The organism is Salinivirga sp., assembly GCF_055145285.1.
In genome coordinates, this window is sequence record NZ_JBSRDC010000038.1 from 112326 (window position 1) to 128249 (window position 15924).

Annotated in this window: 7 protein-coding genes and 1 tRNA gene; 3 read left to right on the forward strand and 5 right to left on the reverse strand. The window is 39.8% G+C overall.

What is annotated here, in order from left to right; translation table 11 throughout:
- Positions 1-245 precede the first annotated feature (245 nt).
- From ACTB0Y_RS07725 to ACTB0Y_RS07740, 4 genes are all read right to left on the reverse strand, one after another.
- A complete protein-coding gene (locus ACTB0Y_RS07725; RefSeq protein ID WP_463206239.1) occupies positions 246-1343 on the reverse strand; it encodes a mannose-1-phosphate guanylyltransferase in 1098 nt (365 codons plus the stop codon).
- 145 nt (positions 1344-1488) lie between these two features.
- On the reverse strand, positions 1489-5040 hold the full coding sequence (locus ACTB0Y_RS07730; protein WP_463206240.1) for a DUF6242 domain-containing protein: 3552 nt from the start codon (positions 5038-5040) through the stop codon (positions 1489-1491).
- A gap of 90 nt (positions 5041-5130) precedes the next feature.
- Positions 5131-6084 (reverse strand): tRNA modification radical SAM protein MnmL/YtqA, encoded by a 954-nt coding sequence (gene mnmL, locus ACTB0Y_RS07735; RefSeq protein WP_463206241.1) that lies wholly within the window; start codon positions 6082-6084, stop codon positions 5131-5133.
- Positions 6077-7111, reverse strand: a complete 1035-nt coding sequence (locus tag ACTB0Y_RS07740) for a threonine aldolase family protein (RefSeq protein ID WP_463206242.1) — start codon at positions 7109-7111, stop codon at positions 6077-6079. Before ACTB0Y_RS07740 ends, mnmL begins: the two co-directional genes overlap by 8 nt.
- 154 nt (positions 7112-7265) lie before the next feature.
- Between ACTB0Y_RS07740 and ACTB0Y_RS07745 the strand changes: the two genes are divergently transcribed.
- Positions 7266-9545, forward strand: a complete 2280-nt coding sequence (locus ACTB0Y_RS07745; RefSeq protein ID WP_463206243.1) for a hypothetical protein — start codon at positions 7266-7268, stop codon at positions 9543-9545.
- Positions 9546-10062: 517 nt separating this feature from the next.
- Here the strand turns inward: ACTB0Y_RS07745 and ACTB0Y_RS07750 are convergent.
- Positions 10063-13215, reverse strand: a complete 3153-nt coding sequence (locus ACTB0Y_RS07750; protein ID WP_463206244.1) for a carboxypeptidase regulatory-like domain-containing protein — start codon at positions 13213-13215, stop codon at positions 10063-10065.
- Between the two features lie 111 nt (positions 13216-13326).
- On the opposite strand from ACTB0Y_RS07750, the gene ACTB0Y_RS07755 reads away from it, so the two are divergent.
- Together ACTB0Y_RS07755 and ACTB0Y_RS07760 are read left to right on the forward strand one after the other, a co-directional pair.
- Positions 13327-15459 (forward strand): Tex family protein, encoded by a 2133-nt coding sequence (locus ACTB0Y_RS07755; protein WP_463206245.1) that lies wholly within the window; start codon positions 13327-13329, stop codon positions 15457-15459.
- 83 nt (positions 15460-15542) lie between these two features.
- A tRNA-Ser gene (locus ACTB0Y_RS07760) sits at positions 15543-15632 on the forward strand.
- Positions 15633-15924: the final 292 nt, after the last annotated feature.

Sequence of the window (15924 nt, forward strand, 5' to 3'; positions counted from 1 at the left end):
AAAATAGTGTCGTTTTAAATACCTCCCGGCATTACATCAAGTTATTACTAACAACTAATTTCTATTCATTTTATAAATGAGTGCGAAAATAAACATTTTCACTGTTAATCTGATAATGAATGAATTAATTTTTTTTAGGATAACCCGAAACTGGCATTCAGACTTGCACTAAAAACAAAAAAAAACTGTCTAAAAAGTCAAATTTTGATATCATTCCTTTTAGACAGCCCCTTTTTTCTTACCTGTTAAATATATTCGTTCCCAAATTTATGACCCACATCTTTCACAAATTGCTTTATCATTTGCTCGTTTTGCTTCCGACAAATCAACAAGGCTTTATCTTCTTCTACCACGATATAGTCTTCAAGACCCTCTAATACGGTTACTTTATTGTCCAGCGTCCTTACAATACAATCTTTTGAATTATAGAACAAGGTTTGATTGCTGTTGCTGGTATTATTATTAATATCTGCGTCCGACAATTCGTGTAAAGCACTCCAGGAGCCTAAGTCAGACCAGCCAATATCTGTACTGATGACGACAACATTTTTAGCCTTCTCCATCACACCATAGTCAATTGAAATGCTTTGGCACTGGTCAAATATCGTTTCTATAGCTTTTCCTTCTTTGCCGGTATTAAAATCGGACTCACAGGAAGAAAATTGCTGAAACATTTCCGGTAAATACTGATTCAGACTGTCTAAAATAGCATTTACGGACCAGATAAAGATGCCGGCATTCCAGAAATAGTCTCCACTTTCAAGAAAGGTCTTTGCTGTTTTCAAATCGGGTTTCTCGCGAAAAGCATCCACTGAGGATAATTGCCAATTACCCGAGTCCTCTTTTATTACTTTGCCATCAGACTGAATATAGCCATAACCTGTTTCCGGTTTGTGTGGTTCTATGCCTATGGTAAGCAAAACATTGTGCTCACTCACGTAATTGAAACCTTCATTTACCACCCTGGCAAATAAGTCGTCTTTTAAGATGATGTGATCGGAAGGTGCAACAAGTATATTAGCTTTGGGATTCAGCTTTTTAATTTTAAAAGCCCCATAGGCGATGCATGGAGCCGTATTTTTCCCTTGTGGCTCACTAAGAATGTTTTCTTCTGGCATTTGCGGTATTTGCTCTGCAATAGTACCTGCATATTTTTTATTCGTAATCACCAAGATGTTTTCTGCCGGGCATATTTGGGTTATTCTTTCGAAAGTTTGCTGTATAAGCGTTTTGCCCGTGCCCAGCACATCCAGAAATTGCTTTGGCTGTTCTGTTCTGCTCCATGGCCAGAAACGGCTTCCAATGCCACCAGCCATAATAATTGCATAATTATTTTCCTTCATAAGTATTTATTGTTCTTAGTTGTTTTGAATAAGTAAAAATAAAAAATCTATTACACTCTAATACTCCCGGCACAAAAACATTCTTGACGAATAAAAAAGGAGGATGCCTCAACAGACAGCCTCCTCTAAATAAAAACAAGTATCATTAATCAACAACCAATTGTCTGGTCAGTTGTATTGCTCCGTTTCTGAATATTACGAAATACATGCCTGAACTCAGGTTAGTCACATCTATCTCCATTTCTTCTGATTCTGTTTTAATAATTTTTTGAACCTTACCGGTTATATCGGAAATAATGAGCATTCCGTATTGGTTTGCCGGAACTTTCACTTTCACTATATGCGATGCGGGATTGGGATATACGCTGAATATCTCGTTCATCTCATCTTGAATTCCTGTTACATAGCGCACATTAACAGTCCAGGTTCTTTCATTGGCGCCGTTTTGTGAAGTTACCACGTACGAAACAGGACTCGAAAAATCATTAACTGTCACACTACTTTGCTGTACATTTCCATTAACGGTAGCCGTGGCACCTGAACTGAGCTCGAAATTAGCCACCAGACTATCACGCGGCGTACCTGCCGGAATATCCACATAAATACTATTGGAATTATCATAAATGGTAGTTTGCTGATTGGCCAATGGCACATCATCGAAGTAATAAGTCAGAATCTCCGCTGAAGCATTTTGATTGGTTGTTACCTCGACTGTCCAATCCTGCATATCAGTTCCATTTTCGGCAACAATAGTGTAGGTTAAAGGGTTGCTAAAATCAACAATATTTTCGCCACTCCACTGTATTTCATTGCCAATATAGGCAATAGCTCCCTCTGACAAATAAAACATGGGTATCAGAGCAGTAACATCTAATTGAGAAGCAAGGTTTACTGAAATTGTATGCGTCTGGTTATTAATTTCCGCGGGACTTGTTTGCCCGTAAAATCCGAAATATTCAATTTGAGTTCCATTATTCATCTCACCGTTTACTACTACGTCCACATACCATTTTCTGGGAATGCCATTAGCAGGATTTAAACGGTATTGCACTATTTCGGAAAAATCATTGGTTGTAACGCCACTTGCCTGCGATTGGCCACTCACGGTAACTTCTGTTCCATCCACTACTTCAAATTCGGCAACGAGGGCGGCAACATCTGTTCCGGCTGGCATTTCTACTCTGACATAAGCATTATTATAATCTATCACTCCAGGCTGTCCATTAATACTGTACGAAATAAAATCGGCCGGAGATATTTCCTGCGCTGTCACGGTCACAGTCCATTCAGCAGTAGTAGTGCCGTCTTGTGCTGTTATGGTGTACAATACAGGGTTGGTAAAATCATTTACTGTGACACCACTTTCCTGCACTACCCCCTCCACCGTAGCGGTTGCACCAGTAGACAGCGTGAAATCAGCTACTAATGCAGACAAATCAGTGTCCATAGGCATGGTTATATGCACTGTGTGTTCTGCAGCATCAATTTCGGAGGTCAATTGGTTGGGGATGCTATAAGATAAAATTTCTGTCTCACTTGAGGCAATTGTAGTTACAGTAACAGTCCAGTCTTTTGTGGTAACTTCATCCTGAGCAGTAACAGTATACACTACCGGGTTGGTAAAATCATTGGCGGTTGTTCCGCTAATTTGTTCTGTACCATTAACTGTGGCTGTAGCTCCTGTTGAGAGTGTAAACGCTGCCACCAAATTGGTTAAATCCGTACCGAGCGGAATTTCCACATCAACAGTTTGGGCATTACTATCAATGGCTGAATTTATTTGCCCTGGCAATGAATAAGTTAAAATTTCTGCTTCCGTTGAAGCATTGGTGGTCACTGTAACGGTCCAGTCCATTGTTGTTACACCATCCTCAGCTGTTATGGTATAAATTACCGGGTCTGTAAAATCGTTGGCTGTAGTTCCGCTGACCTGCTCAACACCCTGAACGGTGGCTGTAGCACCCGGCGACAGGGTAAAGTTGGCCACGAGATTTGTTAAGTCTGTCCCCACGGGCATCACCGCATCCACTGTTTTTGCGGTTGAGTTTATATCAGAACTCTCTTGATTTGGTATATCGAAAGCGATTATTGCTGTTCCGTTAGATGCGGCTTCCTGCACGTTAACAGTCCAATCTTTTGTAGTTGTGCCGTCCTCAGCTGTCACTGTATAAATTACCGGATTTGTAAAATCATTAGAAGTGGTTCCACTAAACTGCTCAGTACCATTTACCGTGGCTGTGGCACCGGCAGAAAGCACAAAATCAGCCACAAGACTTGTCAGGTCAGTACCGTCTGGCATTGTTACACTAATTGTCTGACTAACACCATCGATAGTTGAATTTATCTGGTTGGGAATTGTATAATCGAGTATCTCAGCGGCATCTGATAATTCAACATTTACAGTTACTGTCCAATCTTTGGTGGTTGTGCCATCCTCGGCTGTAACCGTATAAACCACAGGAGCAGTAAAATCGTTTGGTGTGGTTCCACTCACCTGCTCCGTACCATTTACAGAAGCAGTTGCTCCGGCTGAAAGCATAAAGTCAGCGACAAGGCTGGTAAGATCTGTTCCGCCAGGCATTGTAACAGCAATGGTCTGATTATTTGCATCAATTGTAGATGACACCTGGGTGGGTATACTGTAGGAGAGTATTTCTGCTTCATTATTGGCAGGCAACGCTTGTGGCTCCACATTCACCCAAATGGCTGGTGTAGCTTCTGCATATGCTACATTACCTCCAATTACCATTACACAGCGCAAATCTTTTGGAGCATTACTATCCGGATCATTGGCAATGGTAATACGCCCATTTTCTGTTGCATCATTTCCATTGAACATATGTAATACAAACAAATATTCCTTCTCTGAACTAATCAAGAGCGGACTATTTAGAGGTAGTGTAATCATGGAATTCACATCACCAATTGTGAGATTTATAGGGTTAGTTTGAACAATTGCATTTGATAAATCCCACAATCCGGTACTTGTATTTCTTGGGTAAACCACACCGACCAAAGTAGCATTTCCGTTTTCTATTACACCGGTATAATCATCTTTCAGGTAAGTAGACATTGAATTTACCTGATAAGGGTCTCCCGCAGGTGCAGGGAAATACATGGCTACTCCCACTCCATCGGCATTGCCGGCATTTAATGTGTCGACCAGGGTAAACGAACCCGGTATGTTATTTTTATCGGCAAAACCGTATGTACTATCTGACAACACATAATTAAAAACAGCCTCGTTATTGCTGCTGTTATCATCATTGACACTGCTAAGCAGAGCCGATAATCTATATTGATTCCTTTCCGGATAGTTAACTGCCTGTCCAAACAGAATTGTATCAGCTTCACCTGCAGAAAGGGTATAATTAGCAGACTGGTCAAAAACCACATTTGATGTGCCCTGCGGATCAGCAGTAAGGGTAAGCTGCCACTCGAAATCAATCGATTCTTCTCCTGGATGGGTTACTGGCAGTGCAACGGGATTAAAACCACTAAAAACATGGGCAGGGATATAATGATAACCGCCCCAATAAGGTCTATTGTGGTCATTAAAACTATAGTCCGGCACAGTACCTTTCAGTGCGGGCCAAACTTCAGACACGCTAAGATCAACATTTTGAGCTTTAATCGGACCAAAAAACAGTAAACTGGCCGCAAGCAAAAACGGAAAAAGTAATTTTTTTATTTTCATGAGTGCTAATTTATCGTTGCAATTGAAGTAAAAGTAATTTTATTTTATCGTTTTATAACAAAACTAAACACCAATATACAAATGATATTGCTATCCTTCAAATAATTTTGATTGCCAGGTATCTCTACGTTTCATCTCATTCGATATCCAGTCGGCTATTTGGTGGTTTTTTATACCCCCCCACATTTTTACAGCCAAAAGTTCTGGTTTCGATTCTGAAGCAAAACGCTCAATAACTACATCAGGATTCATTTTCTCTGTAAAGTTAATACAGATGTCAATGTATTCTTCTACGGAAAATAACCTGATTTGATGTGTTTTTTGGTTGTAAATTTTGGCAAGCCGGGTGTTTTTCACAATTTGTAACTGATGTAACTTAATGGTGTCGAGTGGTAACCTGGCCAATTCTGCCGCATGATGATCGATACTTTTCCGGGTTTCCCGAGGCAGGCCTAAAATTAGATGCCCACCGAGATGCAAATCTCTTTTCTTAACCCTGTCAACAGCATCCAGCGTATCTTCCCAGGTATGGCCCCGGTTAAGTATCTGAAGTGTCTCATTTAAGGTGGATTCAATGCCTATCTCAATACCTACAAATAATTGTTTGTTTATTTCTGAGAGTAAATCAAGCACTTCTTCACCGAGACAATCAGGCCGGGTTGCAATCATTAAGCCCTCAATAGCAGGATGATCTATTGCTTGCTGAAACTTATCTGCCAATTCTTTTGCTGGTTGGTGCGTATTGGTGTGAGACTGAAAATAAGCAATAAATCCTGTGCCGGCCTTACGGTTAGTAAATTTACTAATACCTCTATCTATCTGTGCTGCAATATCTTCCCTTTTGTAGTTATAATTTGGATTAAAACTACTGTTATCACAATAAATGCAACCACCTCGTCCGAGGGTACCGTCAATATTAGGACATGAAAATCCAGCATCTACCGATACTTTTTGCATAGGTTTACCGAAAACCGCCTTAAGATAGTCGGAATAACGATTGTATGAATGTTGTTTACTGTATTTTAGCGGATATTCCTTATGCATTTTCGGATAACTTAGCTACTGCTGCAGTAAAATTCTCAATATCTTCTTCGGTAGTGTCGAAGGAAGTCATCCAGCGCACCTCGTTGGTTTCCTCATCCCATAGGTAAAAAAAGTACTTTTCCTGTAATGGCTTTGTCCATTCCTTAGGAATTATGGCAAATACGCCGTTAGCCTCTACAGTTCTGGTTATTTTAACTTTCTTTATAGGTTCGAGTTTCTCTTTTAGCAACTGAGCCATCCGGTTAGCATGCCGGGCAGAATTGAGCCATAAATCATCTTTAAAATAGGCTTTAAACTGAACAGACACAAAACGCATTTTAGAAAAAAGCTGCATATGCTGTTTACGTAAATACTTAAAGCCATTTGAGAGCTCAGGTTTAAAGAAAACAACTGCTTCTCCCATGATTAAACCATTCTTTGTTCCCCCAAAGGAGAGTAAATCAACACCACAGTCGCGTGTAAAAGCCTTAAAAGGCATATCAAGGCTTGCTGCAGCATTGGCAATTCTGGCTCCGTCCATGTGCAAATACATACCATGGTCATGGGCCAAATCGGCAAGGGCTTTTATTTCATCTGGCGTATAAACCGTGCCCATCTCGGTCACCTGACTTATACTAATAAGCCCTGGCTGCGAATGATGTTCAAAACCAAATCCCTGCAAATGGGGTTTTACCCGCTCAGGTCTTAATTTCCCTTCATCGTTGGGTACAGCAATTATTTTCGATCCTGTAACTTTTTCCGGAGCACCACATTCATCTTCATTTATATGGGCCGTATCTGTGCAAATAACAGAATTATAGGACCTGCCGGCAGCCATTATCCCCAAAACATTAGCAGCCGTTCCATTAAAAACAAAATTTACAGAGATATCATCTCCAAAAATTCCTTTGAATATTTGCTCTGCTTCATGTGTATAAACATCATCACCATAGCCGGTAACATGGCCCTGATTGGCATCAATCATAGCAGCTAAAACCTGTGGATGAACCCCGGCATTATTATCACTGGCAAAACCCTTTTTTATCATAGTGTAAAATTTTAATCATTATGTGCAAAATTAACAAAATCAAATACTTTTGGTCTTTACATTTCTGATAATTCTATTTGCGCCTAAGTATGTGGTAGCCAAATGATGTAAAAAAAAGGTTTTTAATTACTTTTGAAGTATACATTTTAAAAAAATGATGCAGAGAGAACTGAAATTCATATACATTTTCTTTTTCCTCCTGATACATTTAGCTACACTGGGTCAGCGGCCAGGAAAAGCATACAGGACAGGAAAATCGGCATTTCAAAATCAGGAATTTATACGCGCTGTTGGTTGGCTAAACATAGCTATCGACGCACAGAAAAAAAAATATAATGATGCCTACACTTACAGGGCCAAAAGTTACCTGGCCCTGAACCGGAAGGAGAAAGCATTAAAAGATTTCCTCATTGCCAGTAAGCTTTTTCCAAACAATTCCATTAACGCTTTACATGCGTCTCGTTTATCATACGAGTTGGGGAAATACAATCAGGCGTTGCAATACGCCACCACAACCCTGGACCGGGACAGCACCAATTTCAATGCACTAAAAATCCAGGCACTTTCACTTGTGCATACAGGCAGCCCTGAAAGCGGGCTTATAGTATGCGAACGGGCTCAACAGCTAAAGGAAGATTCTGAATTGCTTTACGCCAAAGCCCTGGCCTCCGATTCACTTGGACTAAGTGACTATGCAATAGCATACTACAATGAAGCAATTGCTAAAAACCCTGCTTTCAAACCTCCCTATCACGACCTCGGAAGGCTGTTAGTAAAAAATGGTTATATAAATAAAGCCATCGAAGTATTTTCAAGTGCCGCCAAACGATTTAATGATATAGAAAGCTACAGACTAAGAGCAATACTCTATAATGAAACAGGTCAGAAATATGCACAAATTAAAGACATAACAAAAATTTTAACCCTTAACCCTACGCGCATTGACCTTTATTACGAGCGAGCCTTGCTCAATAAAAAAGTGGATTTATTGCAAAATGCACTTTCAGACATATCTAATTATCTTAAATGGGATTCTACATCAGAAAGGGCATGGCTGCTAAAAGGAAAAATTTTGCAAAAATTATATATGAAACCCGAAGCCACAAAGGCCTTTAAGAATGTCCGGGAACTAACCTCAGATACATCAATGCAAAATTACGCCGAAAGGAGCATATACAAACTAAAAAGAGAACCCTACCCGCCCAAAATAACCATAACTTATCCGGCCGGACCCGACCAATCTACCATTGCAGTTGGACAAAACCAGCATACAGTAAAAATAAAAGGCTATTTAGAAGATGAAAGTGCTATTTTAAATTTATCAATCAATGGAAAAAAAATAGAATCAACAGAGAAAAAATTCACAACACAAATTGCACCGGATACATCAGTTATTGTCATTCGGGCAACAGACACCTATGGGAATAGCTCAACCAAAACTTACCGCATATTAAAAACAGAAAAAACACCTCCCAGACTCATTCTTAAATTACCTGAAATAATAAAAGACAGTACTATTTTTGCTTCAAAATCTAACCTGCCAGTCAAAGGATACATCGAAGAAGGGTCGACTCTCAAAAGCCTGTTAATTAATCAAAAACCTGTTAGTTTTACAAAAAAAGGAAGTCGTTACTACTTTAACGACCAGCTGGATGTGAAAAACATTGACACATTAATTATTCATGCTGAAGACTATTTCTCTAATACAGTGCATCAAAAATTCCCGATTGTAACGTCAGATTCAGTAGTATTAGGAGGTTCAGCCATTGGAAAAACATGGGTTTTGCTAATTATTTCGGACAGCATCAATAATAAAGGCATTAACCCAGTTAAGAGCTTGCGAAAAACCCTGATAAAAAATTATTCTGAATATATACTCGACAGTCTGGTAATATGGAGAAACTTTTCAAAAGAGCGGTTAGAACGGAAATTGTTATTCGAATTACCACAAATAACCCGCAAAAACAGAATCGATGCACTGTGGGTGCATTACATTGGACCCGGAATTACGCAGGATGCCTACACCTATTGGATTACAAACCAGCAAAAAAACGAAACAAAATATGGCGAACTTAATACTTCAATATTCAGAACAGTTATTGAAGCATTGGACCATGTAAAGTTTAAAACAATTATTTCCGAATCTGTAAGCTTTAGCAACAACATGATGCGACTCGTAGATTCCTGCGATTGTGAGATCTGTGATGGCGTGCAACGATTCCCGGAGAGAGGTCAGTACTTTATGGGGATTAAACTAAAAAACTGGAAAACATACAAATCACTAATAAACAAACAACTATCTGCCTCTATAAAGGCTCGAAAAAGATGTTTCTCTCCTGCCTCAATTCAACTAAACAGTAATCAGAGCATCAGCATTGGAAAATTCAAAAGTATTGAGGACCCCATCTTTCCGGTAATCTTATATTTAAAATAGCGTAATCCGTTTACAAAAAAACACACGGAAAACTCTAATAAACCGAGCTATGACAAAACTCTTAGCACACACCGCATGTCGCTTAAAGCTTCAGCGTTCACCTGCAGCAAGCCTTCGGCAACCGAAGGATGGTGTACTCGCATGATTATAATGAAGCTAAAAAAACTGTGGCGGGCATTTGACTCTTCATGGCGAGCTCCCCCGACTTCTGCGGGGCAGGCTATCCGATCATTAAAATCATAATTATAAACACAAAAACAAAAGAGCTAATAGCTTTTCCCCACGTGCATTAAACACAAAATTAGTGCTTCTATTATTAGCACCTTCATTAAAATCGGTCACATTTAAATTTTATCGCAATCAAAATACATGGCAGAATTAACCATTGAGCATAAACCAGGAGTTTGTGTGAATAATTAGATTTCTGTTCGATTTAAAAGTGCAACCGCGAATTAAAAAAACCAGACAAAAAAAGGCTGCCCAATGGGCAGCCTTGATTTATTTCTCAAAATTGAGATTACTCAACGATCAAACGTTGTACTCCAACTTTGTTACCATCTTTAACGCGTACGAAGTAAACTCCGCTTGCGGCGTTCAGGTTAACTCGTTGTGTACCGTTAATTACCATTGTTTCAACAACTTTTCCAGCTGCATTCATAATAGTAACATCAGCTTGTCCTTGTGCTTCAATTGTAAATTGTCCTTTTGTTGGGTTAGGATAAATGTCAAATGCAAGTGCATTAACATCATTAATTCCATTCAACTGAACCTGTATAGTAGTATCTGCAACAAGGTTTTCAATAGTACCCTGAATCTGATCTGTTGCAGCTAATACTTCATATGGATATGACTGACCGCCTTCAAGATCAATTGTTGCAATACCATCTACGTCTGTAGCGATAAAAGTTCCGTTGATTGAGATATTGGCATTCTCCACTGGAAGCTCATCAGCATCAATAACATTAAATGTTACTGTATAAATTCCAATAAGCGTAATTGTTGCTGAAGCATCAGCACCAGCGACCTCTAAGGTAATTGTGTTATCTACATAACCCGCTTGTGTAGCAGTTACTTCATAAGAGCCATCAACAAGTTGGAAAGTAGCAACACCTGTTGCATCAGTGGTTTGTGGTGCCATATCTGGAATTGTAACAGTAGCACCCTCTAAAGGATTACCAGCAGGATCTTCAACAGTTATTGTTGCTGTATGGTAAGGATAAAGTTCAACTGTTTTTTGCATATTTTCAGTCACAACTACAGAACCGACAAAGGTTTGATATCCATCTGCAACAACTGTATAAATTGATGAACCAAATGGAGCTGGTATAGATGCTATACCAGAAGCATCAGTTGTATAGTCGGTACCTCCCATGGTAATGGTAGCACCAACAATTGGTGTAGCTTCAAGGTCAGTTACTGTAAATTCAACAGTATAAGCATCAGTTTGAGTCATCTCTACCGGAACTGTTTGCTCAGCACCAGCAACGGTTACGGTACCTGTTATGGTGTCATAACCCAACAATGAAACTGTATAGGGATAAGCACCATCTATAAGAGCAAGAGAGTCTACTCCATCACCTCCTGTAGAAAGGGTTTCGCCATTAATCTCAATCTTAGCATTACTTAAGAATGATCCGGCAGTATTTGTAACCTCAAAATAGGTCATATACTCTGTATCCATAGTTACTGTCTCTGTAATAGCTGCTCCACTAACAGTAACGGTACCTGTGGCATCACCATAACCAGTTTCTTCAACTGTATAAGGATAAGAACCATCTTCTAACATAACGATAGCATCTCCGTTTACATCAGTTGTACCGCTTTTTCCACCAACATTAACTGTAGCTCCTTCAATTGGATTTGCACCATCAGTAACAGTAAAGGTAGCTTCATATTCTGTTGTTGGATAAGCACCTGTAAAGCCAACTACCAATTCCATCATGGCTTGCTTACCAATATATACGGTTCCGTTAGGATCTGTAAGTACAAGGTACCCTGAAGTAACTCCGCCTTTTTGTGTGTCATTCTCACCAACATTAACCATTCGGCCCTCTGATGACACTCCGTTAAATTTCAGGTTAACAAAATAATCTCCGGCGTCACCTTCAGCAATTGTTCTATCTCCGGCTTCTGGGAACTCTATATAAACAAAAGAACCCAAATCGTCCATTGTAAGCGTATATGGCACAGAACTTACTTTTACATCATACTCCTGAGTAGTTTCGTTATAATACCATACTTGTGCTTCAAAAGAAGCAGCACCTGCCGTTACCATATCTTCAACATGATCTCTTTGGTTATCTCTTACATATACACGCAAACCTTTCAGAGTCATTTCGTCAGTGGCGGTACCATGCAACGATGGGTTAGGAATATTAACCTCAAAAGCCAGTCCGGCACCATCATTTACATCTGCCCAATCAGTTGGAGCAGCAGAACCTGTTACACGGCTCATATCAACAGGACCTAAGGTACTGTCGGTGATGGTCATTTCACGGCTCACATAGTTATTGTTATCATTCTCATCACCTTCATCAGTGGTGGTATAATGAAGGATCTCATATACACCTTTTCCAGGAAGGATTAATGAATCGATAAGATCGAGTTCCGTTGTATCTCTTACGCCAGGATCTGAAGAAGCAATGGCCGTATTATATGTTTGAATATCTGCGCCATTCTTTTTTACTTCTACATTATGTACAATGTTGTTTTGAGTAACTGCACCATAATTTAGAACAGCTAAGCTGAAACCTTCAAAGTCCTGAATCGCAAACCAGGGATAACTGTAAAAACCACCGTAGAAATCTCTCTCCTCTGTGATATCAGGACCAACCTCAAAATCTTCACGATAGTCATTCCAATAATCTTCAACTATCATGTCGTTATCGGTAGGCTCTACAAAACGCACATCATCAATCTCCCAATGGTAAACGATATACCCTACAAGATGGAATCTGAACCAAACGTCTGATTCACCTGCAACTAATGATGATACATCATATTCGCCAACAAATGCATTTCCTGGTGTATAATTATTAGGAGCTTCTCTTACGCTGAAACCTTCCCATGTAGCACCCTGATCCGTTGAAACTTCAAAGTAAATATCATCAGATGGAGAGCAGCAGAAACGGTGTGTTTGTTCAAACACAAGGTGTACTGCATTATAAGCACTGAAATCAATACCACCATTATGAATTATTGCTGCATTCTGAGTTAAACCAGCAAAAGTTGAACAATCTGCTGAGGTATTATAATCATCCAACTCCAACATCATAAAACCATTATGGCCAGTTGTTGAAAATAATGGATCAGATGGTACGTTACAAGGAGCAGTAACAGGTCCGGGTGAGGTATACGTTCCGCTTGGTCCAACTGTATCCCAACGGAAGTGCCATCCTCTTTCGTTGAAATCTTTCAGCTCCCATCCTGCTGGTGCATTTTGAGGAACTGGTTCACCCTGAGATGAAGTAGCCGCCCAGGTAGCACCATTGAAATCTTCGTACCAAATAACATTACGGGTGCTCTTAATGTCTTGATTTTGTACTTGTTGCTTTTTCTCTACCGCAGGCTCAGCCTTGCTAAATGCTGTATTAGCAGGCTTAAACCCCTTTTGCCCGAAAGCAAAAGTAGCAAAAGCAACCAGTCCTAGTAAAATAGTAAACTTTCTCATAATAAATTGTTTTGGTTAACAGTTAACAAATTTAATAAATTTTTAATTAGTATCAAATAAACATATTTTTGCCCTTAATTTCAAAAAATATTGACCAAAAAACGCAAAAAAATGCTGAATAAATACCTAAAAAAAATCTCTTACTCTCTTAACGTGGAAACCCGCCAAATTGTTGCATTACAGAAACTATTTGACAACCAGGCAACCATACCATTTATTGCCCGTTACCGCAAAGAGGCTACCGGCAACCTGGACGAAATACAAATTCAGGAAATTAAAACCCAACTGGCGTATTTTGACGAACTGGAAAAACGAAAATCTTATATTTTAAGTGTTATCAGAGAGCAAGAACAGCTTACGCCGGAGCTTGAAAAGAAAATAGAAACGGAAACAAATGCCGATAAGCTGGAAGATCTTTTCTTACCCTTCAAACCCCAGCGCAAAACACGGGCAACTAAAGCCATTGACGCAGGACTGAAACCGCTGGCTGAAAAAATAATGGCACAAAAACATCCGGTGAGCCAGAAAGACTATCAAAAATATGAATGTGAGGCTTTTCCTACAACTGAAGATGTTAGAAAAGGCGTGATTGATATCATTGCTGATACTATCGCTACCAACCCGGAAATGAGAGATCATTTAAGACAATTTTACTGGGAAACAGGAATACTGCAAAGCAAACTCAGAAAAAAAGACATCGATGCCGGTAAATATGAAAATTATACAAATTATGCAGAACCTATAAAACGGCTTAAAATGCACAGAGCACTTGCTGTTTTCAGGGGTGAGAAAGAAGAAATCCTTACCGTTAGTATAGGTATTGACGAACAAGTAATTGTTCAGAAACTCAAAAAACGGTTCTTAAATGGATATGGTACCACTCAAAATATTATTACAGAAGCCATAGAAGACGGACTAAAGCGGTTAATTCACCCCGCTCTTGAAAATGAGACCCTTAAAAAATTAAAAGAAAAGGCTGACAAAGAAGCTATTAAACTTTTCGCCGGCAACCTCAAACAACTGCTCATGGCTCCGCCAACCGGCGAGAAACGAATCATGGCTATAGATCCCGGCTATCGCACAGGTTGTAAAGTGGTATGCCTTGACGCACAAGGGAACTTACTACATAATGAAACTATCTTTCCGCATGCCCCGCAAAAAGATACGAAACGCGCCATTAAAAAGATACAATCACTGACCGATGCCTACCATCCCGATTATATTGCCATAGGTAACGGAACAGCCAGCAAAGAAACGGAGCGGTTTATTAAAAAAATCAAATTCACAAAAGACATTGAAGTATTTATGGTAAACGAAGACGGGGCTTCGGTTTACTCAGCATCGAAAACAGCCCGCGAAGAGTTCCCGCAATACGACGTTACTGTGCGTGGAGCGATATCCATAGGCAGAAGATTGCTCGACCCATTGGCAGAGCTTATAAAAATAGATCCGAAATCCATTGGTGTTGGGCAGTACCAGCACGATGTAAACCAAACAGAACTCAAAAAAGAATTAGACAATACCGTATTTCAGTGTGTGAATGAAGTGGGTGTAAACCTCAACACAGCCAGTTATCACTTATTGGCATACGTATCAGGATTATCGGAAACACAGGCCAAAAATATAGTAACCTACCGCAAGGAACATGGAAAATTTAAAAACCGCCTGGAATTACAAAAAGTAAAAAGGCTCGGACCTAAAGCTTTTGAGCAGTCTGCAGGGTTTCTGCGCATCAGAGACGGGGAGAATCCATTAGACAACACAGCAGTGCATCCGGAAAGCTATAAAATGGTAGGCACTATAGCCGATTTAAAACGAATGAAAACAGAAGATTTGATAAACCAGGAAATATCACTAAGTAGTGATGAAAAACAAAAACTCATCAATGATGGTTGGGGCATTTATACATTGGAAGATATTCTCCAGGAACTCAAACAGCCCGGCCGCGACCCCCGCGGGAAAGCAAGTGTATTCACCTTCAACCAACAAATACAAAACATCGAAGACCTTAAGGAAGGGCTGCGTGTACCGGGTGTTGTAACCAACATTACCGATTTCGGCGCCTTTATAGATATCGGCATTAAACAAAACGGGTTGCTTCATATTTCAGAAATTGCCAATGAATATGTAGCACACCCTTCACAGAAATTACACATAAACGATCAGTTAATATTGCGCATAAAAAGTGTAGATATAGAGCGTGGTAGAATACAACTTTCGCTAAAAGATGCGAAAAACGAATAAAAAGTTTTGTACATCAAAAACATTTCAATACTTTTGCACCCGCATCAAAAGCAAATGATGCAAAAAGAGGTTCTTTCAAAACCGGAGAGGTGGGAGAGTGGCTTAATCCACCGGTTTGCTAAACCGGCATACCGTGTTAAGCGGTATCGGGGGTTCGAATCCCCCCCTCTCCGCTGTGAATCTTAAATATTTCGGGGTGTAGCACAGTCCGGCTCCGATTTTGTCAAACTAAGTTTGATTACAAAATCGTGAGTCCTCGAAAAAAGATGCAATCACAGATTGCTGTTTTTTCGGGATTAGTGTGCCAGCCATCCCAAACCCAAATCACCTGGGTAATAAGTGATGAGGAACTTTAAAATATTTCGGGGTGTAGCACAGTCCGGCTCCGATTTTGTCAAACTAAAGTTTGATTACAAAATCGTGAGTCCTCGAAAAAAAATGCAATCACAGATTGCTGTTTTTTCG

Coding starts and splice junctions, on each gene's coding strand:
- ACTB0Y_RS07725 (WP_463206239.1), bottom strand. CDS start 1,343: ATGAAGGAAAATAATTATGCAATTATTATGGCTGGTGGCATTGGAAGC.
- ACTB0Y_RS07730 (WP_463206240.1), bottom strand. CDS start 5,040: ATGAAAATAAAAAAATTACTTTTTCCGTTTTTGCTTGCGGCCAGTTTA.
- mnmL (WP_463206241.1), bottom strand. CDS start 6,084: ATGCATAAGGAATATCCGCTAAAATACAGTAAACAACATTCATACAAT.
- ACTB0Y_RS07740 (WP_463206242.1), bottom strand. CDS start 7,111: ATGATAAAAAAGGGTTTTGCCAGTGATAATAATGCCGGGGTTCATCCA.
- ACTB0Y_RS07745 (WP_463206243.1), top strand. CDS start 7,266: ATGATGCAGAGAGAACTGAAATTCATATACATTTTCTTTTTCCTCCTG.
- ACTB0Y_RS07750 (WP_463206244.1), bottom strand. CDS start 13,215: ATGAGAAAGTTTACTATTTTACTAGGACTGGTTGCTTTTGCTACTTTT.
- ACTB0Y_RS07755 (WP_463206245.1), top strand. CDS start 13,327: ATGCTGAATAAATACCTAAAAAAAATCTCTTACTCTCTTAACGTGGAA.